A 20,574-nucleotide genomic window follows, 5' to 3' on the forward strand; every position below is an offset into this window, starting at 1 on the left:
CAAAATACCCGCCCCCTCTTATTTTTCGCCTGTTCCCTACGGCGACAATCGCGCTTTTTTCAAGCGTGTTTTCTCATACCACGCTGCAATTTCCGGCATCCATTCTTGAAAATGCGGCCAGATTTTCTCGCAGAGTTTTTGACATTCTAATTGAGCGTCAGATTTAAAGCGTAAATCTAATAAATGCATCAGCGATCGCCCATTCAAAGACATTACCCAATGCTGGCGAACGTCAAAGGGAATAATCCCCCGGGCGTGTTCCTCCGCCGCCCCTTCTTCGATGAATTGGGCGTACCGTTTCGCCGCTTCCAAACACCAAGCTAAATCCCGATCGCGCTGTTGTTGGCTATACTCGTAACGCTTGCCCTGGCGATCGTGATAAAAGCCCACCGGACGCAGATAAAAAACATCTTCGAGATTCCGCTTTCCTTCCGCCGCCTGTACGATTCTCGCTCCTGTATAGCGGTTAGAATTATGCACCACCATACCATTCGCCACAAAATTATGCCAAGGCCCTTCTACTTCGAGGTCATAGGTCATTGCAAGTCCCAAGAATTCCACCCCTTTTACTTTAACTGGATGCGTTCGTAGTTTATTCCCTAATGATTTCGGTTGAGCTGCCTCTTTATCCCGTTCGCGTAGCATCTGTGGAGGAGAATCCTGTTTGGCAAACTCCGCCTCTTTATTATTGTTTTGTTCTAGAAACTCTTTATTTCTATAAAGTCTATTGCCTGCCACTGCCATCCCATTACATAAGACCGAGCAATTTTTAGTCATCTTCATTACCTGACCTGCTCCGTTATCGGCGGTAACTAAACCAACCGCTTCTCCCATTGTTTGCCAGCCTTCTGAAGTCAATAAGCGGTGATTGGTCGTACAATCTAAAGTTTTACCATCTTCCAAAGTTAGGCGATAAACAGGTTGAATCCCTTTAGCCATTACATCCTTAATCTGTCCGACCTCAAAAAAACCATTGGTTTCATTCAGAACCCTTAACCGCATTTTTTTGATGCGACTTTTGCCATCGAGACAATAGTCCCCAGGAAGTTCTTTTTTTCTGCCTCTTTTTAATCGTTGGCGAATCGCTTTTTCCCCGTTTGTCCACAACTCGTAAAGTTCCGCAATTTTGATTTTGCGTAAACTGCCCCTAGCATTGACAAATGTCACCTCAGTATTTCCAGCCAGACATTGCACGTCAAAGGAAATCCCCACACGATGTGTTCTGACTTGCTGCATGACACTGTGGGGAAAAAAGCCACAATTAAACACGATTGACACGTGTTCTAAGGGGCCATAATGCCCGCGTTCCCCCGCCAACAAACGCTTGACCACCGTTTCCCCAGCTTTCGTTTCATCCAACCATTTCTCGCGATCGTCTATCACGAAATTTTCGCTATAATCTTGATGCATGGCAGCATAAATCGTTTGCTGCGGTTGAGGTGTTTTCGTAATGACTTCGACTCTAAATTTATCCATGCAATCCTCAAAAGTACCTGCGATCGACAAACCTATTTAAGATACCACAATTTTCTGCATTAATTCACCCGTTACGCAACAATTTGATGAAGAGACTGTTTATAAAATAAACATACAAATAGCAGCCATCTGCTTACCCCCACTCTCTCGACATTTCTATTGTGTCCTGTAGGGGTTTGGAAACCAAACCCCTACTATAGCAATCCTATAGCATTCCTCACTCGACTGATTTGGGAATGCTATATAAATGATTTTTATGTTAATTTGATTGCTAATGAATAAGCAAATCATCCCCCATTTTATCCCCCTCCTTTTTATACCAATCCTTACTCAAAAAAAACTATAAATCATCTCTTGAAAGTCCCCCTTCGCAAGGGGAATTTAGGGGGATCTCCCCCCTCCATCAACTTCAACAAACCTAGATCGTACCATCTCTGAAAGTCCCCCTTTCCAAGGGAGATTTAGGGGGATCTTCTACATTCCATTTCATCGGGCGGGGGTCGCCGATGCAGATAAACGCCGCCCAGTAAAACGGCGCAGAAAAAGGCATGAACTCATCCGCCTTATGTTTCAATCTCTTGAGAAAAAAAGCACTCGCCTTACTCACTCGCTCGACCTGTGCGAACCTCCCCCTCGTCAGCCACTCGTCGCGGATGTCACCAATCGTTAGAGTTTTTAAAAAATCTTGCGCCTCCTGTAAACATTCCGCGCGACCCCGTTGAGTCTGTAACAAATTCTGATAGAATCTTTCCATTAAAATTGCTGTCGGAATATCCGGCACTTTCCCAGGGTAAGAGCATCTCAATCAGGCTTGACAAAAGGCTTTGAGAACAGTGGTCATGTAGTCGTTATTCATCGCGGCTCGTTTCTGTTTTTGTCGCAAAGCCGAAGAGTGGTTTCTTGACGAAGAACATTCAAAGCCCAGCGCCGGAGTAAAGATAAATTGTGAGGACTATGACCGGAACGAATCCGACAGGAATCTTCATTAAAAGTCACATCTAAAACCCAATGAACTTGGTTCTCAATTCCCCAGTGCTGTCGAATAATCTTGCCTAAAAGGGAAGCATTAGCTGGAAGAGAAGACAGATAAAACTGAACTTCCCGAGTCGTTTTATTCGAGAGATGACGAATTCGTTCGACCACAACAATTGTTTGAACTCCGCACCATTGTTCTTGATGATGAAGATGGGTAAATTGGGAAATGGGAATCGCCCAAACTCGTCGTTTCTCAACCCGATGATGTCCTTTTTCAAGGCGTTGTTCGTAGCTCACTTCACTGGAGTTGCTCGGAGATTTTCTTAAGGATTCAAACTCTTCTTCAATTTGGGTGTAAAGGGTGGAATGATTCTTTTTTAAGGCGAGGACATAATCAGCTTTTTGGGCTTGAATTTGTTGAACAATTTTAACTTGAGTCCCTAGAGCATCAATCGTGACGACAGCTCCTTGAAGATCTAATAACTTTAACAAAGTGGGAATTGCCGGAATTTCATTGGACTTATCCTCTACCTTGACTTGTCCTAAAATTAGTTGTTGTTTCCCCGCCCAAGCGGTCAGTAAACTTAACGCTTTAATCCCCTTTTCTCGGTCATAAGAGCCTCGCAGACATTTCCCATCTATCGAGACGACTTCTCCCACTAAAGACCCCATAATACTTTGAAGCCATCGGGCTAATATTCGCTCTAACTCCAGGGGGTTTATTCGTTCAAAAACTCGCCGGAACGTATCATCAGAAGGAATGCCATTGGGTAAGGCTAAGAACTCTTTTAACCAAACATATTTGCTCAGCCCGTAATTTTCCATGTCTTCCCATCCTTCCGCACCCGCAATAACGGCTAAAATCGCGATCGCTAAAATATCTTTCAATAAATGTTTTTGAGTTCGGGGTGAGTGAGGGTCTTTAATTTCTTCCACATAACTCAATAAATTGTCTTGTACTTCAGAGATAGAGGGGATGGATTGAACTTGACTCCCGGTCTTTTTGTTTTTCGCTTCAACCGTGGGGGCAAAACCTTTAGCCATAATCTTGAATTCAAAACACTCTCAATTTCGATGCATCTCGATCTTAACCAAATTCATTTAATCCAGCTTGATGGACATTTTGTTGTTTTTGTCAAGTAAATTGGCTACAAAATTAGATGAGCTTACCCTGGAGGGTTCCGGGCATATTCGTGACGGGAAAGCCGCCGTTGACTTGTTTGTTCATCTGGTTGGCGATTTGAGTATTTGTCTGCTTCACGTTTTTGGGGTGATAGCGAAGCTGACAACACCAATATTGGTTTTCGCTGTTGCCTTGCCATAAAACGGTGTCGATAAAGTCTTGCAAAAAGACTTCTTGTAAGGTTTGTGGTTGTCCGGTGTTGTTTTGCGGGAAAGAGATTGTGTTGTTCATGTTCTTTTTTGAGGGAAATAGAGGGTTGAGTTGAGGGGTCTGACTTTGTTTAAGGTAGCATTAGGAGTTAGGGATAAATGGTCTGTGGGCGCCGGGGTGAAGAGGGTGGAGGATCCCCCCAACCCCCCTTGGTAAGGGGGGCTTTCGAGCGGTTGGTAAGGGGGTGGAGGATCCCCCCAATTCCCCTTGGTAAGGGGGGCTTTCGAGCGGTTGGTAAGGGGGTGGAGGATCCCCCCAACCCCCCTTGGTAAGGGGGGCTTTTGATAGGAAAGGCATTGAAGATGGATATAGCAATTTTAAATGATTTGTAATCCAATTAGGGAGCAAGATCCTCCGACTCCCAAAGGGGTCGGGGGGCAATCTTCAATCATCTAATTTGGTCATGCTATATGCGGTTTGCTTACAATTATAATCCTCAAAGAAAGAGGATCATTATTTTGATTTATTTTAGATTTTTTGTGTTTATTGTGGATAATTTTATTTGATGTTATGAAATTTTTAATGATTTTTAATTTTGCTTGAATATTAGGTTTATAAAATAAGTATTTTAGGGCTATTTTCACTAATTTTTGTTCTAATTATTAATGGAGATGTCAAAGGTTTGGATGAGTACGATGACATCTCAAAAATTCACCTTAAATAAGGACAAACTGTATCAATTGCTGGATTGTCTCATCCCCAATGTGCTGGGTTTGGGCAATGCTTATTTAGGTTTTGGATTGAGTCTGTTGCTGTTGTTGCTGTCTTGGCAGCAGGAACGGGGAGACGGGCGGCGCCAGTGTCCGGTTTTGCTGTCTCTGATGGTTTTTGGGTTGCTGGTGGTGGTGCATCCCCGGTTGGAGGGGACGGCGATGGGGGTTGCGCATCCACAGGTGACGGCGCCCGCCGCTTTGCCGACGGCGACGGGGGGGGACAAGAAGGTGCGATGAGGTCTGAGTTATACTGTTTGATTTTAAATCAATTTTCTCCCTTTCTTGCCTGTGGTTTCAACGCAAACTATTCGCACATAAGATTCCGGAGGCGGCGACGGCAGGCACGCCAATGCCGGGTAAGGTACTGTCGCCGACCCGATACAGCCCGCGAATGGGGGTGTAGGTACTCGGGAACGATCGCTCTTCGACGGCGATCGCCGGACCGTAAGTTCCGCGATATCGACGCAAAAAGCGGGCATGAGTGAGGGGGGTTCCGATCGCCTCGACGACGACCCGGGATCGCACGTCCGGAATCACTCTCTCTAACGCCCGATACAAGCTTTCCGCCCGCGATCGCTTACGTTTTTTATATAAGTTACCTTTCTTCCACCCCAAATACGGCTCCAATGTATAAGCATGAATGGCATGATGTCCCGACGGGGCTAAACTCGGATCCCATACCGTCGGAATCGAAATCATGCAGGTGTTCCCCGGTTCCGCCAGATCGCGATCGCCGTCCGCCACCACCACGTGATGTCCCGTCAAGGGGTCGAGTCCGTCGGCTCGAATGCCCAAGTGTAAGTGCATAAAACTGGCGATCGCCGGAGTTTGCAAGGCTTCTCGGCGATCCGCTTCCGGCAAATCTCCGGGGTCGAGTAACTGCGTGTACGTATCCCAAATCGTCGCATTCGAGATAACAATCGGCGCCGCGATCTCCTCGCCACCGCGCAAGCGTACTCCGCAAACTCGCCGATTTTCGACTAAAATCTTATCTACATGGGCATTCAGCCGCAATTCACCCCCCCAGCGCTGCAAACCGCGTACCAGCGCCGCCACGATCGCCCCACTGCCCCCCACCGGATATTCGATCGCCGTGCGATCGCGCTCGCCAAACATAAACGCCACTTCCGCCGCGATCGTCTCGTGGGCACTCAATCCCGACAGTAAGAAACATTCCAACTCTACCAGCCGACGCACGAAAGGATCGCTCACATCGCAATCGAGCAGGCGACCGACGGAACCCGAAATCGTCCCGACGTGAGGCAACAAGTTGAGCAAAGCCCCGGGATAGCGCAATAAAGCCGGAATCACCCGCCAATCGGCGCTTAAGGCGATCGCCGGAATCCCCTTCAGCCCGTCGTACAGCCCCAGCAAGCGCCGTTGAAACCGTTCGAGTTGTTTCGCCCCCGTCGGCGTTATCCGCGCGATTTCGGCCAAATACGCCTCGCTGCTGGCATAAACCGGGAGGACGCGATCGCCGAAATAATAATGGCCCAGGGGGTCGTAGGCGATCGTCTCCACCGATTCCCCCAATCGGGTCAGCACTTGTTGCAACGGATTGAGACTGTCCGCCGCCTTCAAACCGCAGTAAAACGACGGTCCGCTATCGAACTCAAACCCCTGGCGCTGAAAACTGTGAGCGGCCCCGCCGGGAATCGAGTGACTCTCACACACTAACACCCGCTTGCCGTAGTGCGACAGCAAGGCCGCGGCAACCAAACCACCGATCCCACTGCCAATCGCGATCGCCTCGTACTCAGTCACACATCTCCCTCTGCTCACTATCTATCTTTTTAGTTTATCTTTACCGGGAATTTACGAGGTTCTGCCCCGCCCTAACCCCAATATCCAGCAGTTTAGCCAGTTTAGCGCGATCGCACTTCCCCGTCCGGCATCGTCGTTCCCTTAAAATTCACCCCGGTTAAATTCGCACTGCTCATTTCCGCCCGAATCAAATTCGCCCGGGTCAAATTCGCCGCCGTCAAATTCGTGCGCGCCAAATACGCCTCACATAAATTCGCCTCTTCCAAAGTCGCAAACGACAAGTCGCTGCGGCTGAGGTCTGCCCGGGTGAAATTGACCGCCGTCAGGTTACATCCTTGCAAATTGGCCTTATCCAGACGAGCATCGGCTAAAATCGCCATCGTCACCACGGCCCCACTCAAATCCGCTCGGGTCAGGTGAACCCGTTCGAGTTTACCGTGAGTGAGATCTGCACAGCGCAAATTCGCTTCGGCGAGATTGGCATCGGACAAGATCGCCCCTTTGAGCAAACTGCTATACAAATTCGCCTGGTTTAAATTGACCCCGCGCAAGTTCGTTTCCGTCAAATTGGCATAAGATAAATCCGCTTTAGTCAAATCCGCCCCCACCAAATTAACCCCGCGCAGGTCGGCGCCGGACAGGTCGGCCCCGCGCAAGTTCGCCGGATCGTAAATTCGTTTTTCGTGGCGTAAGTTCGCCCCGCGCAAACAGGCGCCGCGCAGACAAGCCCCACTGAGGTTGCTGCTGCGAAGGTCCGCATCGCTGAGGTTGGCATCGAGTAAATTGGCTAAAGTGAGATTGGCGCGGCGCAAGTCCGCCCCTTGCAAGCTGGCCCCGTGCAGGTCTACATCGCTCAAGTTCGCCCCGATGAGGTTGGCTTGATTGAGAATGGCGCCGCACAATCGGGTAGTAACGAGATAAGCCGCACTCAAGTTGACGCGACTGAGGTAAGCGAGAATTAAATTAGCCCCCTGAAGGTCGGCACTGCGGAGGTTCGCGCCAATGAGATCCGCGCCTTGGAGATGAGCCGATCGCAGGTTGGCGCCTCTAAAGTCCGTTTCGCCTGCATTGTATCGCCTGAGAATTTCCTCAGCATCCATTGTGGTCTATTTTCCCCTAAAACGCCCGATCCTATTGTGCCTGTCTTTGTCTGACTCGGAAAATAGCGTCGTCAGGGCTGTTCGCGCTTATTTGAGTCGGAAACGCGATCGAGAAATTGCTTTCTTTCCCCTTCTTCTAGTTGACTTAAAACTTCTAAAAACTGTAGGGTGCTGGATTTGACGCGAACGATAAAATCTCCTAACGCTTCGTATTTTAAGGAAAGGGATTCTTCTAAATCCCGACCGAGCAAGCGGGTTTCTAATTTTAATTCTAATTGGTGTAATTGATTTTCGATAAAGCTGGTGACATCATTGACGCTGTAAGTCACCATTCTTTGAATTTGTTCGGCGACCCGTTTTTTATGCAGTTCGGAGGGGTCATCGCCGTCTAAGTTTTGAAGGGAAAATTTACCCGGACTGCTGCTGTTTGGGTCTTCCGCCGGACGATCGCCTGGGGTCGGGGCGATCGCTTCGACCGGGGCGGGGGGTGCAGGTACGCTTTCCGAGGGCGCTGAGGAGGCACTGATAGGCTCGGGAGTAGGCGTCGGCGGCGCTTCGGGGTTCGTCTCGGAGTCTTCGGGGCGATCGCGGGCTTCTAGCGGCTCTGAAGGCCCTGTGGGGGTCATCAGGCGAGAGGCTTGCAGTTCGAGACAGTCGTCATCGCCGTCTCCGTTGGTGGCTGCGGAGAGGTCTTCACCGTCGAGTACGCCGGAATCGTCTTCGTCGGTGTCGGGGAGGTCGTCGTAGAGGGGAATGAGATATTGAACGATGACGCTGGCGGTTTGCAAGTTTTCGTCGGAATTATCGATCGCCCGGGCGGTAATGTAGAGTTCGGCTTCGAGTTCGGTGAGGTTTTTACAACTCGCAAATAATTGAGTTAAGAGCAGGTCGAGGGGTTTTTGTTTGAGGGCGATCCAGTCGCGATCGCTGAAACTGAAAGGATGGTAAAGGGTGGAGAAAATCAGGATTTTGGCGCGTAGGGGGCTGGTATGCCGGACAATTTTATATTTGAGGTTGTACAGGGTTTCCGGGGCAATTTTGCGATCGCTGTCGAGGGTACGATTGAAGTCGCTACGCTGTCCGGTATCTCCGTCTTTGAACAAGTCGGGTTTGAGTTCCTGTTGGGGATCGCGCGATCGCTCGTCGTCGGGAGAGTCCGGATAGATTTTTCCCACCTTTTTAATCAGCGCTTGCGCCAAAACGCTGTAAGGTTTGGGTTTGTTGAGTTTACGGACAATTTCCCCCAGGATCGAGCGCAGTTGGACTAAATTGGGCGCGCGATCTTTCACGGTTTCGAGCAGTTCGACCAGATCGAGATCGTCGAGGGTTTCGCGATTGTTTTCCCATTTTCCCTCACAAACACAAACCAATAATTTTTTAATGCGGATTAAATTCGGATCGCGTTCTAAATCGCGGACCACTTCCTCAATCGGATTTAATGGCGACATATCTTCCTCTCAATTAAGATGCATTCAGCCCGATGTAGCAGCTACCCTGGCGATCGCAGTTGGGGGATGGGGGTCACGACGCGGAAGTTCGAGGGAACGCGATCGCGAATCCTACGAGCCATCTCGATCGAAACTTCCTCTAAAATCTAAAATAACAGCGCCGTCGGAGCGGTCCACCGTCGAGCAGCGCCGAGAACGACGCCGACGGGGTAAACCTCACTCGCACCACGACCCGAACGCTACAATCGAAGGCGATCGCCACCACAGAGGAACTGCTCGTGAATCGTCGAAGCTTTTGCGGGGGGGCGGCGATCGTTATTGGGGTCAATCTGTTACCGATCGAGGGTTGTCGCCCCGCCCCCCATTCATTCAAATCTAATTTGAAAAAGGATAAAATCATGAAATTTCAAAGTCGTGCGTTTGAAGCGAACGCCTCGATTCCCCCTCGATATACCTGTGACGGGGTCGATGTCTCGCCGCCGTTATCTTGGGACGACCCGCCACCGGAAACGCGCAGTTTTGCGATCGTTACCGACGACCCCGACGCCCCGGGGCGCACCTTCGTTCACTGGGTGGCGTACAATTTACCCCCGGAAACGCGCGACCTCCCGGAAGGGGTTCCCCTCGGAGATCGGCTCGCTTCTGGGGGGGTTCAGGGCAAAAATGATTTTGGCAAAATCGGTTATGGTGGGCCTTGTCCCCCCAGTGGAACCCACCGTTATTTTTTCAAGCTTTACGCCCTCGATCGCGTCCTCGACCTCAAACCGGGCGCCACGAAAGCTCAACTGCTTCAGGCGATCGACGGCCATATTTTAGCCGAGGCGGAACTGGTCGGACGGTACGCGCGCCAGCGCTAAACACCCACGGATTCACTGTTCGAGGGAAACCGCCGTCCCCGAAGCCGTAATCAGCAGTAAGGCGCCGCGATCGTCGATATTAATCGTTCCCGTATCGATTTCAATACCGATCACCGCATTGGCGCCCAAAGCGCGCGCCCGTTGTTCGAGTTCGGCGATCGCTTCTTCTTGACCCTGTTTGAAGACTTTTTCATAGCTGCCCGTGCGTCCGCCAATCATATCGCGAATGCCCGCAAAAAAGTCACGCAGGGCGTTACTCCCATACACCACTTCGGCGGTGACCACTCCCAAATAAGATTTGACGACGGCCCCTTGAATCACGTCAGTTGTTGATAAAATCATGAGAACCTCTGTAAGCTTGCAAACCCCCAGACTTCAGTCTGGAGAGGACAAGTTAACTCAAGCCGTTTTCGCCGCCCTTTTTTAGAGGGGAGGCCAAAACCTAGAGGCTTAAGTCAACCAAATAGCTGGGTTGCAGGGGATAGCGGTTGCTTGGCATCACCGAGAAGGATCGAGACGCGATCGTCTCCCCTTGTCGGTCGGGGGAAAACTCGTGGAAGTCCGCTCCTCCCATCCACTCCCCTACTGGCGTTTTGCCACCCGCTCGGATCGCAGTGAAGTTGCCATACATTGATGGCGATCAGTCAACGGATCCGTGCCACTGCGATCGACGAGGTGCTTTCAAATCCGGGCTTTCCCGGTTGTCAGCACACCTCAACTGTAATACTGAGCAATCATAGCAACACGAGAGAAAATAGGCCGTGCAAAAGCAGACCTTGTTTGTCGTCAGTCTCCTGTTATTAGGAGGTCTTGCTACTGTCAATCCCGCCGTTGTCCGCGCTGACGACGGGGTGAACATCGCACAAAACAATACCCAAAATAACCAAAAACTCAAAGAACTGTTGCGTCAGGGTCGAGAGTTGGTCGATTCTGGGGAGTTTGAAAGGGCGCTGGCTATCTATCAAGAAGCGGTGGTCTTAGACCGGGAAAATCCCCGTATTTTTTCGGGGATCGGCTATTTACAAGCTCGCCGGGAAAATTACCAAGCGGCGGCGAATGCGTACCGTCAGGCGGTGGCGTTGGAACCGAATAACGCGGATTTTCAATATGCGTTGGGATTTTCTCTGGCTCATTTAGGAGATAATGAAGGCGCCCAACTGGCCTATCGTCGCGCGGCCCAGTTGGATCCGGAGAATTTGAATGCCTATATCGGGCTGGGGGTGGTGCTGTTGCGCGAGGGAGACTACGAAGGGGCTTTGCGCGCTTACCAGCAGGTGACTACACGAGATGCGCGCTACTGGCAGGCTTACGAGTCGATTGGGGCGGCGCTGCTGCAGCAAGGACGCATTGAGGAAGCGATGGAAGCCCTCGAACAGGCGGAGTCGTTGGCGCCGCGCAAGAGCAGCGTTCAGATTAATTTGGCGGCGGCGTTCCTGGCTCAGGGTAAGGTGGATGAGGCGTTGGAGCGGTTTAAAACTGCCGCGCAACTCGAACCGCGCAACGCTCAAATTCACTTGCAGATCGCTCGGATTTTACGCGATCGCGAGCAAATGGACGAGGCGTTCCAAAGCTACCAACGGGCGGTAAGCATCGACCCGCAACTGACGGAAGCTCACGAGGCGATCGCCGCGATTCATTTGGCGGAAAAAGATTTTCTGCAAGCGATCGTCGCTTACCGTCAGTTGACCGAACTCGATGGGGATAATCCCGATTATTACTATTATTTAGCCGTCGCCCTCCAGGGACGCGATCGCGGCGCCGAGGCGATCGAAATCTTGACGAAAGCTCGCTCTCTTTACGAAGCCCAAGGGACGAGCGAAGGAGTCGAAAAAGTCGATGCTCTGCTCGAAGAGCTTCGTTAAGTCAGGGAAGGTCGAGGGTCAGCCGTTCGCGCTCCCTCGGCTTAGTATCATATTTTTATAAATTTGTCAACAAAAAAGCCGAAGTCGCGATACGCCGTTGGCGTCGCGAAGCGATCGCGACGGTCTCGTACTGCTCTGAGTTAGGGAAGGCGCGCCTCGGAGATTTCCCAGAGAGACAGTTGGGCGAGATGGTCGAGGCCGATCGATTGTAAAAGTTGATTCCACTCCCGTTCTAGCTGGGGATTGTCGGGATCGGCGAGACGCTGTTGGACGAGTAAGGCGATCGTTTCGTGCCAGATCCCTTCTTGGGCGTAGATGGCGGCGCGATCGCCGTCCGATTGGGCGGCGGCGAGTCGCTCTTGCAGTTGCGCACTCGGTTCGACCCGTTGAATCCACCCTTCGACGGCAATATCTCCGGCCCGATCTTCAGGATCGCAGACGATCGAAAAATACCAGCGATATTTTTTATTGAGTTCCAAGGGAATTAAATTGGCATTTTCCGGGAGTTGCAGGCTAATCAATCCCGCTTGTCCCCGAGTTTGAAAGATGCTTTCGTAAATGACGGCTTTTCGTTCTTCGTCGAGCAAGGCAAATTCGACCGCCGGGGCGTCGTGTTCGGGGACGTACCAGAAAAAGGTAGGGGCTTGGGAAACGGTCAAGCTGACCAAACTTTCCGGCACGATCGCCGTCAGGGGTAGACTGGCAGCGCCGTTATCGCCGACGCTACAGCCGCGACTGCCTCCACCGATGCGGCGATCGGGGGCGCCGGGTTGGCGCGGTTGAAAAATACCGACTTGAGTGTCGATTTCCGAAGACGACCCACTGCGGGTTCCGCCTCCGACCCGGCGTTCCGGGGTTCCCACATCCGGGGGATTGAATTCTACTGCCCGGACGGGAAAGGCAGCTCCCACCGCACTCAAACCGGCGATCGAGACCGCTAGGATCGATAGTTTAACGATCGGTTGGCAACACATGATGACGTTCTCCTTGGGAGATAGAGTAGATGACGGTCGCCTCGTTTCCGATGTCGGCGATCGCCCCGGGGACTTTCGCGAAGCCTTCGCCACGCCAGCTTGTCCCGCTCGGGATCGATCTTGAGCCGTCGGCGGAACGGGTGGCCCGAGGGTGGGGGGAACGGAACGCACCACTTTATTGTTAACCTGAACTTGGGGCAGGTCGGTGCGATCGCGGCCACTACTTTCGTGCGATCGCGATACGGATCCCCGGCGGCGATCGTCGGTTACCGCTTCGGTTGGGGAAAATCCACCGGAGGTTCGACCGAGACTTCCCCAGTTTTCTGCTGGCGGGCCAAAACCCGGTAAACGTCAACCATCTGATGTTTCCCTTTCAAGGCGAGCGGTCCCCAATGTTCCACCACAAACTGCTCGCGAATCAGGGTCAAAGTTTCCCGGGCGATCAATACCCGGCAAATACTCGACTGACGATCTTTTTCGCAACTTTCCAACCGCGAGGCGATGTTGACGCTATCGCCGATCATGCCGTATTCGAGCCGTTCTTTCCCCCCCAAACTTCCGGCGACGATCGGTCCGGTATAAATGCCGACGCGCATCTGAATCACGGGCAACCCGCGCTGTTGCCACTCGCGATTGAGGAGTTGCAGGCGATCGCTCATCGTCAAGCCGCAAGACACCGCATTATAGGCATCTTCGGCAATTTCTTCGGGTTGCTGGCGGGCGATCGGCACCCCAAACGCCGCCATAATCCCATCCCCGGTAAACTTATTAATAATCCCGTGATGCTCTTGCACCACTTGGGTAAGCATTTCTAAATATTCGTTAAGCCATTCGAGCAGGGCTTCCGGGGGCATTTGCTCCGAAATCGTGCTGAAGTCTTTGAGGTCGGTAAACAACATCGTCGCAACCAGCTTTTTACCGGGGAGTTTGCCATTTTTGAGCAAGTGGTCTCGACTACTCCACAAGGCATCGGCGACTTCCGGCGAGGTACTTTGTCCGAGCAGTTTCATCACGATTTGCTGCTGGCGTCCGGACTGGTAGGCGCGGTAGGCGACCACTCCCGATCCGGCGATCGCCCACCCCAATACCGGGGCCACGAACGGCACCCAACCCGCCGCTAGGAAAATGCCCCAGGTGGTTAAAGCTAAGACCCCGATGCCTCCGGCGCTGACCGCGACTAACAGAAACGGATGGCGACAGCACCAGGCGATCGCCCCGCCACCGACGGTCCACGCCAGGATCCAAGCGATTTCCGCCCCTTCCGACCAAAACCAGAACAAGGGTCGCCCGTCGATAACCGCACTGAGGAGTTGACTGAGCATCTGGGCGTGAATCACGACCCCCGCCATGAAGGGATGGCTGCTGGTGGAGCTGTAGGGAGTATAGTGTACGTCGCCGATACTCGGGGCGATCGTGCCGATCGAGATGATTTTATCTTCGATCCACTCCGGCGGTACTTGACGATCCAATACTTGGGACAGGGTGACCGTTTCGACCGCTCGATCTTCAGCACGATAGTTGAGTAAGATTTGATAGCCTTTGGCGTCGATCGTGGCGTAGCCGCCAGAGGTCGAAGTGAGCGGTTCAAACACCGCTTTGCCCCAGACGATCGCCCCGGTCGGACTCACTTCCGGCGCGAAGCCTTTGAGTTGGAGGTAATGCAAGGCGAGGCGCAAGGAGAACGAATAGCGGGTTTGACCCTCGATCTCGAAGGTCATCAAGTTGCGGCGAATCGGACCGTCTGGGTCGCTGACTAAATCGTTAAAGCCGATGCGGTCTGCGGGAAGGGTCGGCGGCGGATCTACGTTGTCGTTTTCGATCCCGATCAGGTTGGGGGCGTTCAGTTCGGCGACCAGTTCGTCGTAACCGGGAGGTTGGGACAAGTTACGGTAAAGATCGAGACCGATCGCCGCCGGATCGTGCTGTTGCAGTTGGTTTAAGGCTTGGGCTAAGGTACGATCGCTCAAGGGCCAGCCGAAACGACTGAGGTCGTCTTCGGTAATGCCGACCACTAGCAAGCGCGGGTCTGGGGGATCGTCGGGACGCAGGCGAATCATCCAATCGAAAACTAGCAGTTCCCAACGTTGTAAGGCACCGAGCGATCGCACGCCGACGAGGAGACTCGTAGTACACAGGGCGGCAATCGCCACGACGCCCATCGGCGTTAAGTCCGGCAATTGTTTGCTAATTCGCTTCCACAAGTTAGAAAACACGAATCTCCTAAAACGGTTGAATGTTCCGGCGTTGCGAACGTGATGGATGAACTGGCGGGCGTGCAGGGATGTTTTTGGATCGTCCATTTTCTATTTTGCACCATAGATCGATCGCTCCTAACGGGATGCTGTCTCGAAAAATTCCCCCCTGTCGGCGCGATCGCGGCGGCGTCGAACTCGTCGCCAGCACGCGATCGCGCCATCGCTTTTTCAACCGCAAGGCGGCGATCGCGCGCTTCTTTTCGAGTATGCCACGTTTTTCTATCGAGTGAGGGGCAAAACCCCCTATTCGTTCGCGCCCGGTCGCCGAGGGAGTTCACAAATAGAGATTCAGGAAATCGCGATCGCCTTGGTCGTCAATTGCGGGATTTCGTCGGAGGTCGCCGTCGATGCGGGCAGGTATTCTACAAATACTTTCATTTCCTGCATCTGAACCGCCCCGAAAATCGTTGCGAGAGAGACATCGGAGGCGTCTTGTCCGGTTCCAATCCGGATTAAGCCATTTTGGGGGGCGCGGCGGGTCGCGTCGAACAAGTACCAGCGATCGCCTAAATAGGCTTCAAAACATGCATGAAAGTCCGGCGGTTCCAACCCGTAGGCGTAAGCGGAAACGAACCGCGCCGGAATATTGAGGGCGCGACAAAAGGCAATCCCCAAATGAGCAAAATCCCGACAGACTCCTTGGCGTTCCGTCGCCGTATCGTAAGCAGAAGTATGGGGGTTACTCGACCCGTAAAGATAGATCACTTTCTCGTAAATCCAGTTACAAATTGCCGTCACCCGCGAGTATCCCGGTTCTAAATGCCCGAACTCGGAATCGGCTAACCGCAAGAGGCGATCGGACTGACAGTAACGACTCGGATAGAGATAGTGCAGCATTTCTACAGGCAAATCCGCCGGGGCGACTTCGGCGATCGTTCCCGGATCGCCATAATAATGAGACATTTCTACCTTCGCCCAGTAGGACAATTGCAAGTGCGTATTTGCCGGAACGTTGAGGCGAAAATAGCGATTTTCTGAAAAGGGAGAATAGTATTCGTCGATCTCGATATCCGGTGAAATTTCCAGTAACTCGTTGAGGAGTTTTTGATAGTTGGTTTCCACCACCCGCAAGTTAAAGATAAAGGTACTCCAAGAGTCTACTTGATAGCTGAGTTGACACCCTAAGTTAAATTTCATAATTGGGGAAGTAATGGATATATTTTTTATTTAGCGCAGTTTAGATATTTGAAAAAATTAATGATGACTATATAGCCATCTTTAATCGGTTGTAAAATTTAGGGATTCTATGGACACGGGAATGCCTTGTCCGTACGGGGATTTGGCAACTTTCCAAGATCGATCTCAGATTCAACTCATTTAAGAATACTATACTTTAGAACAGCAAACCTCTCGATCTCTGTTCGCAATCATACAAAATCCGATCTCCAAACACGAACGGCTTGTTTAGCTAACTCCTGTTGGCGGCGCGCGATCGAATCGGGAGTCCAATCATCATTAGTAATTTGTTGCGTCAAAATATAACTACTTTCTTGGTATTTTTGGCGTTTTATATTGTATTTTTTTTGCCCAATTTCTCGATTAAAAGAAGGCTCCAAAAAAGTTAGATTGCCGAGGCGATAACGCATATCAGCCATCTGTTCATTTGTAAACTCTTGTTCCCATTGACGATCGGGTGATTCTGGTAAAATATGTTCTATGGATGGAGTTTCCTCATTAATGGGTTTGCCCGATACATGATTTTCAAGCTTTGCCAAAATATAGCGAACTAGCTTTTTCTTTTGTCCCTTAGTTTCAATCTTCAATACAGAAAAATCACGTTCAAATTTTTCATCACTCACATAAACCGAGCGTAATCTCTCAAAAACTTCTCGGGGGCGATCGATTTGTTCTGAAGCGATATCAATGGCAACTTGATTGTAAATCCTTTCTAATTCATTAGGATTTAAATGACCGACAACCGTATAGCGAAAGGCGATGGTTGTCGTTAATTTTAGCATTTTGACAAAGTTTTCTTTAGAAAAGCAAAAATATGCAGCAAAGAGCGCCGGATATGCTTGTTTTACCCGAAATAAATTGAGTTCTAGGATGTAAATTCTCGTTTCGTGACGATCGCTCCAGAAGTCATCGTTAGGATCTCCCAGAGCTAAAAATAAATCGCTATAACTTTCTAAACTATCCAGCAGGTTAAAAGCATCTTCCGCATTATTAACCGATTCTTTAATTCGTTTAAATAGTCGTTCTCGACGTACTCTTCGATATTTTAAACTAAGATAATAACGGAGAAATTCAGGGAATTTTTCCATGCGAACTGTATTAATAATCCGATTCCATTGGGATTGAGCGCTTTCTAAATCATCTGGACCTTGAAATAATGAAAACAAATAGTTCTTCAACAAATCTGTCGAGGTTAATTCAATTCCTCTAGCATTTAAGGTTTCAAAAACAGTATACGCATTGAATTCGTCTTCAACGGTGATTTGAATAAAAAGAAGTTTTCGGGCGATCGTATCGGCTAAAAATTCTGCAAGGCGATCGCCAAACTGAATGATATCCGTCAACGAGTTGAGGCGATCGCGGAAATATTCAAAAGCTTTCCACAATAGTTGATTGGATTTTGTAAGTTTACGAATATTTCGAGGTTCTCTTAGGTTAATTAAATTACTTTTATAAAAATCATTATTGTTGTTGTTTAAAATGAGTTTACTAGAATAGCGGAGAGAACGAGGATCTTTATCTCCTAAATAAGTTCGTCTTAAAATTTCTTGTCTTTCTCGATTGGGTTCCGGATCGATATTGTTGGCAATTAATGTCTCTAATCGATCGATGACAACCGTGGTTAAAATACTCAGAGTGGCCAAACGTTGTTGACCGTCAATAATTGTAAAATATTTATCCGATTCTAGAGAGCTTTGAAGGACGATCGCGCCCATATAATGAATGGGGGTTTGTTCGGTTAATAAACTTTCTATATCTTGCCAAAGATCCTCCCAATTTTCTTCATTCCACGAGTAATCTCTTTGAAATGGAGGAACTCGGTAGATTTTACCATTGCTTATTAGATCGCCAAAGTTTGTTGTCCTCGTATCGAGCAAGCTGTGAATCATCGGTTTTGTTAATGCTGGTTGAGTTCCGGTTGAGTTTTGTTGATTAAAAAGTTTAAGTATAACGGGTAATTTCAATCGCCGCAATCTTGAAAATCAGAAACAAATTGGCCGATCTTTAGCGTTCGATGCCTTTAAATCGTTCTTTGGCGGCTTCAAAAGCTTCTTTCATGGCAGCTTGAATTTTTTCGGGGTCGGGTTTTTTACCGCCCATGAGATCGCCGAAATAGACGCAAGCGCCTTCGCCGAGAGCCCATGTATAAGCGGCGGCCCAGGAGGCGGCGATCGCGCTGCCCAGAATGGGGATAAATTTGATCAATTCGCGTCCGATGACTTGTGCGAGAAAGCCCCCCGCGATCGCGCTGACCACGCCCCCCGCTTGGGAAGGGCTGAGGGTTTGGCCGTACAAACGCCCCAGGAGTCCGACCATCGACACCTGTAAGGCGGTCAGGACGGGCATCGTGGCGAAGGGCAGGGGAACCGCCGCCAAGGTCGCCGCTGCGATCGCGAAGGCTAAAATATAACGACGTCCCACATCTCTGTATAAATCACCCAGTTGTTTTCCGGCTTTTTCGTCGAGTAATTCGTAAATGGCGCGGGCTTCCGCTTCCGGGAGCAGTTCGGCCAGGGTATCTCGCAATGTTTCCAGGCCGTAGAACACGGGAGTATAGTCATCTTCTTCTAAGGTGAAGTCGATCGCCACGGCCCGATCGCACAACGGCGCGAATGCCCCTTGTAACTGCTCGAACGCCCGTTTGAGCTCCTCGAAATGGGGGGGATAGTCCGGGTGGTCGGCGGTGTGGGGCGGGTAAACCTCGTGCAAGCAAGTAACCGCCAGCAAGCAAGGAACATCCGGATAGCGCGATCGCAGTTGTTGCGCCACCGTTCGCAGGGTTTCCGTGGCGAAATCGTTAATTTTCACCGTCAAAATCAAGATTTTGGCGCGTCCTTGCTCCTTTTGCAGGTCGGCGGCCAACTCCTCGACGATCGCCTGGGTGTCTCGATTGGCGTCGCCGAGTCCGACGGTATCGGTAAAAATCAGTAAGGGCAGGTCTTCGGAAGGATAGGCGTAGCGTTGGGTATTTTGGGTGTGGGGGCGAAACCCCTGGCCGACGATCGCCGCCGAAACCCCGGTCAGACCCCGCACGATCGAGCTTTTACCCGCTTGGGGTTTGCCGATTAACAGGGCTTCGGTGGTGGGGAGTTCGGCGCGAACCGCTTCTAAAATTTCCGCCACGCGATCGTCGCTGACGTTAAACCAATTGACCACGGTTTGGGCGGCGCGATCGATCGGCAGGGACTGCTTCAGCCGCGCCGTGGCTTGGTTCCAGAGGCTGCTGAGGCGGTTGAGGGAGTCTTTCCCGAGGGATTTTGACGGTTCGGCCTCGGGTCGGTTGGATTCGTGGCGATCGTGCCTTTCGCTCATCGGTGTTGGATGCGGACGATAGAGAGGACCGTCTCTATTATTGAGCATTTTGTTTCGATCCCGTTGCCCGGATAGATTGAAGTGGCGGCAATGGGGTGCTGGGTTGGGAATCGAAGATACAGGAGTTTCAATCCCGTTGTCGGTATTCATTGAACTTACAACAATAAATAAGGACACAGCACTGCTGTGTCCCTACAGGGTAAAAAGAGGTCACCCGATCGCCCTTCACGGACGATCGCCTCCCCCTCAACCCAACTTAACCGTAACCATCCCCCGTTACCTTCCCTCGGAAGACCACATACTGATAGATATTGTACGCCAGCATAATCGGAATTAAAAACCCGATAAACACCAACATAAACACCAGAGAACTCGCCGAAGCCGAACCCTCATAAATCGTGATCTGCATCGGAATAATATACGGGAAAACGATCGCCGCCAACCCCAAAAAAGTTAGCAAAAAAATCCCGATCGTCCAAATAAACGGCCCCCGTTCTTCCTCCCGGGAGAGACTGCGCCACAACAAGCCGACCAGCAACACCCCCACTAGAGGCAGGGCGCTAAAAAAGTACACTTGCGGCACGTCAAACAAACGCGATCGCGCCGACTCGTAAAAAATCGGAGTGGCGATCGTAATCAAAATCGCCCCCAACAATGTCGTCGCCGCCGCCAGTTTCGCCGTGCGATAGTGGGTTTTTTGCAACTCCCCCTCGGTCTTCATAATCAAATACGTCGAACCGATTAACACGTACCCCTGAATCAACGTCAACGCCACTAACAGCGACGGCAAATTCAACCAGTCCAACGTCGAACCGATAAAATGGCCGCTTTCATCGACTTTAATCCCCGCCAAAACGCCACCGAGGGCAAATCCCTGACCTAAAGCGGCGAGAAAACTACCGACCCCAAACGCATAATTCCAGAAAAACTTACGATTGGAATGTTCGCGAAACTCGAAGGCTACCGCACGAAAAATAAACCCGAAAATCATCATAAAAATCGGGATGTACAAAGCATTGAGAATCGTGCTGTACGCCAACGGAAACGCACCGAACAACGCACCCCCCATCAACACCAACCAAGTTTCGTTGGCATCCCAAACATTGCTCAAACTCGTCATCAAAATCCCTCGGCGTTCCTCGTCGGATGAGGTAATCGACAAAATCCCCACGCCGAGATCGAATCCGTCGAGCATCACGTACAGGAACAGAAATAAGGCGAGAATCGCAAACCAAACTTGAGGCAAAAAATACTGTAAACTTTCCATGA

Annotated in this window: 18 protein-coding genes and 1 pseudogene; 4 read left to right on the top strand and 15 right to left on the bottom strand. The window is 50.7% G+C overall.

Annotation, left to right across the window (positions count from 1 at the left end):
* Positions 1 to 36 precede the first annotated feature (36 nt).
* The 4 genes and pseudogenes from thyX to JJD41_RS23495 all read right to left on the bottom strand — a co-directional run bounded on the left by thyX (position 37) and on the right by JJD41_RS23495 (position 3,865).
* Positions 37 to 1,476: an FAD-dependent thymidylate synthase gene (thyX, locus tag JJD41_RS23480; protein ID WP_200670118.1), complete on the bottom strand. Its 1,440-nt coding sequence runs from the start codon at positions 1,474 to 1,476 to the stop codon at positions 37 to 39.
* A 418-nt stretch (positions 1,477 to 1,894) separates the two neighbouring features.
* Positions 1,895 to 2,257, bottom strand: coding sequence for a CHAT domain-containing protein (locus tag JJD41_RS25885; RefSeq protein WP_370583936.1), 363 nt, complete (start codon positions 2,255 to 2,257; stop codon positions 1,895 to 1,897).
* 24 nt (positions 2,258 to 2,281) lie between these two features.
* Positions 2,282 to 3,495: pseudogene (locus JJD41_RS23490) on the bottom strand (ISAs1 family transposase).
* Between the two features lie 112 nt (positions 3,496 to 3,607).
* A complete protein-coding gene (locus tag JJD41_RS23495) occupies positions 3,608 to 3,865 on the bottom strand; it encodes a hypothetical protein (RefSeq protein WP_200670123.1) in 258 nt (85 codons plus the stop codon).
* Positions 3,866 to 4,470: 605 nt separating this feature from the next.
* Here JJD41_RS23495 and JJD41_RS23500 point away from each other — a divergent pair.
* Positions 4,471 to 4,794: a hypothetical protein gene (locus tag JJD41_RS23500; RefSeq protein WP_200670125.1), complete on the top strand. Its 324-nt coding sequence runs from the start codon at positions 4,471 to 4,473 to the stop codon at positions 4,792 to 4,794.
* A gap of 57 nt (positions 4,795 to 4,851) precedes the next feature.
* On the opposite strand, the gene JJD41_RS23505 is transcribed toward JJD41_RS23500, so the two are convergent.
* From JJD41_RS23505 to JJD41_RS23520, 4 genes are all read right to left on the bottom strand, one after another.
* On the bottom strand, positions 4,852 to 6,321 hold the full coding sequence (locus JJD41_RS23505; protein WP_200670133.1) for a phytoene desaturase family protein: 1,470 nt from the start codon (positions 6,319 to 6,321) through the stop codon (positions 4,852 to 4,854).
* Between the two features lie 101 nt (positions 6,322 to 6,422).
* Positions 6,423 to 7,421 carry a pentapeptide repeat-containing protein gene (locus tag JJD41_RS23510; RefSeq protein ID WP_200670161.1) on the bottom strand — a complete coding sequence of 333 codons (999 nt, stop codon included), beginning with the start codon at positions 7,419 to 7,421 and terminating at the stop codon, positions 6,423 to 6,425.
* A gap of 71 nt (positions 7,422 to 7,492) precedes the next feature.
* Positions 7,493 to 8,869 (bottom strand): hypothetical protein, encoded by a 1,377-nt coding sequence (locus JJD41_RS23515; RefSeq protein ID WP_200670163.1) that lies wholly within the window; start codon positions 8,867 to 8,869, stop codon positions 7,493 to 7,495.
* Between the two features lie 139 nt (positions 8,870 to 9,008).
* Positions 9,009 to 9,269 (bottom strand): hypothetical protein, encoded by a 261-nt coding sequence (locus JJD41_RS23520; protein WP_200670165.1) that lies wholly within the window; start codon positions 9,267 to 9,269, stop codon positions 9,009 to 9,011.
* On the opposite strand from JJD41_RS23520, the gene JJD41_RS23525 reads away from it, so the two are divergent.
* Entirely contained in the window at positions 9,268 to 9,726 is a 459-nt protein-coding gene (locus JJD41_RS23525) for a YbhB/YbcL family Raf kinase inhibitor-like protein (protein WP_200670167.1), read from the top strand. The genes JJD41_RS23520 and JJD41_RS23525 overlap by 2 nt on opposite strands.
* 12 nt (positions 9,727 to 9,738) lie before the next feature.
* On the opposite strand, the gene JJD41_RS23530 is transcribed toward JJD41_RS23525, so the two are convergent.
* Positions 9,739 to 10,068 carry a YbjQ family protein gene (locus JJD41_RS23530; protein ID WP_168571325.1) on the bottom strand — a complete coding sequence of 110 codons (330 nt, stop codon included), beginning with the start codon at positions 10,066 to 10,068 and terminating at the stop codon, positions 9,739 to 9,741.
* A 419-nt stretch (positions 10,069 to 10,487) separates the two neighbouring features.
* Between JJD41_RS23530 and JJD41_RS23535 the strand changes: the two genes are divergently transcribed.
* The gene (locus tag JJD41_RS23535; protein ID WP_200670169.1) at positions 10,488 to 11,588 is read left to right on the top strand and encodes a tetratricopeptide repeat protein; all 1,101 of its coding nucleotides are present in this window, start codon (positions 10,488 to 10,490) and stop codon (positions 11,586 to 11,588) included.
* A 140-nt stretch (positions 11,589 to 11,728) separates the two neighbouring features.
* On the opposite strand, the gene JJD41_RS23540 is transcribed toward JJD41_RS23535, so the two are convergent.
* Together JJD41_RS23540 and JJD41_RS23545 are read right to left on the bottom strand one after the other, a co-directional pair.
* A complete protein-coding gene (locus tag JJD41_RS23540) occupies positions 11,729 to 12,736 on the bottom strand; it encodes a DUF928 domain-containing protein (RefSeq protein WP_370583937.1) in 1,008 nt (335 codons plus the stop codon).
* Positions 12,737 to 12,828: 92 nt separating this feature from the next.
* Positions 12,829 to 14,862 (bottom strand): CHASE2 domain-containing protein, encoded by a 2,034-nt coding sequence (locus tag JJD41_RS23545; RefSeq protein WP_200670174.1) that lies wholly within the window; start codon positions 14,860 to 14,862, stop codon positions 12,829 to 12,831.
* A 38-nt stretch (positions 14,863 to 14,900) separates the two neighbouring features.
* Between JJD41_RS23545 and JJD41_RS23550 the strand changes: the two genes are divergently transcribed.
* On the top strand, positions 14,901 to 15,047 hold the full coding sequence (locus tag JJD41_RS23550; RefSeq protein WP_200670176.1) for a hypothetical protein: 147 nt from the start codon (positions 14,901 to 14,903) through the stop codon (positions 15,045 to 15,047).
* 58 nt (positions 15,048 to 15,105) lie between these two features.
* Here JJD41_RS23550 and JJD41_RS23555 read toward each other — a convergent pair whose 3' ends face one another.
* The 4 genes from JJD41_RS23555 to cydB form a co-directional block, all read right to left on the bottom strand.
* Positions 15,106 to 15,954, bottom strand: coding sequence for a transglutaminase-like domain-containing protein (locus JJD41_RS23555; RefSeq protein WP_200670178.1), 849 nt, complete (start codon positions 15,952 to 15,954; stop codon positions 15,106 to 15,108).
* Between the two features lie 230 nt (positions 15,955 to 16,184).
* Positions 16,185 to 17,957 carry a DUF262 domain-containing protein gene (locus tag JJD41_RS23560; RefSeq protein WP_234489086.1) on the bottom strand — a complete coding sequence of 591 codons (1,773 nt, stop codon included), beginning with the start codon at positions 17,955 to 17,957 and terminating at the stop codon, positions 16,185 to 16,187.
* 40 nt (positions 17,958 to 17,997) lie between these two features.
* Positions 17,998 to 19,305 carry a GTPase family protein gene (locus tag JJD41_RS23565; RefSeq protein WP_200670306.1) on the bottom strand — a complete coding sequence of 436 codons (1,308 nt, stop codon included), beginning with the start codon at positions 19,303 to 19,305 and terminating at the stop codon, positions 17,998 to 18,000.
* Positions 19,306 to 19,561: 256 nt separating this feature from the next.
* Complete coding sequence (gene cydB, locus JJD41_RS23570) at positions 19,562 to 20,572, bottom strand: cytochrome d ubiquinol oxidase subunit II (protein ID WP_200670180.1); 1,011 nt, start codon at positions 20,570 to 20,572, stop codon at positions 19,562 to 19,564.
* Positions 20,573 to 20,574: the final 2 nt, after the last annotated feature.

Source organism: Oxynema mangrovii CENA135, assembly GCF_016632315.1.
Classification (GTDB): domain Bacteria; phylum Cyanobacteriota; class Cyanobacteriia; order Cyanobacteriales; family Laspinemataceae; genus Oxynema; species Oxynema aestuarii.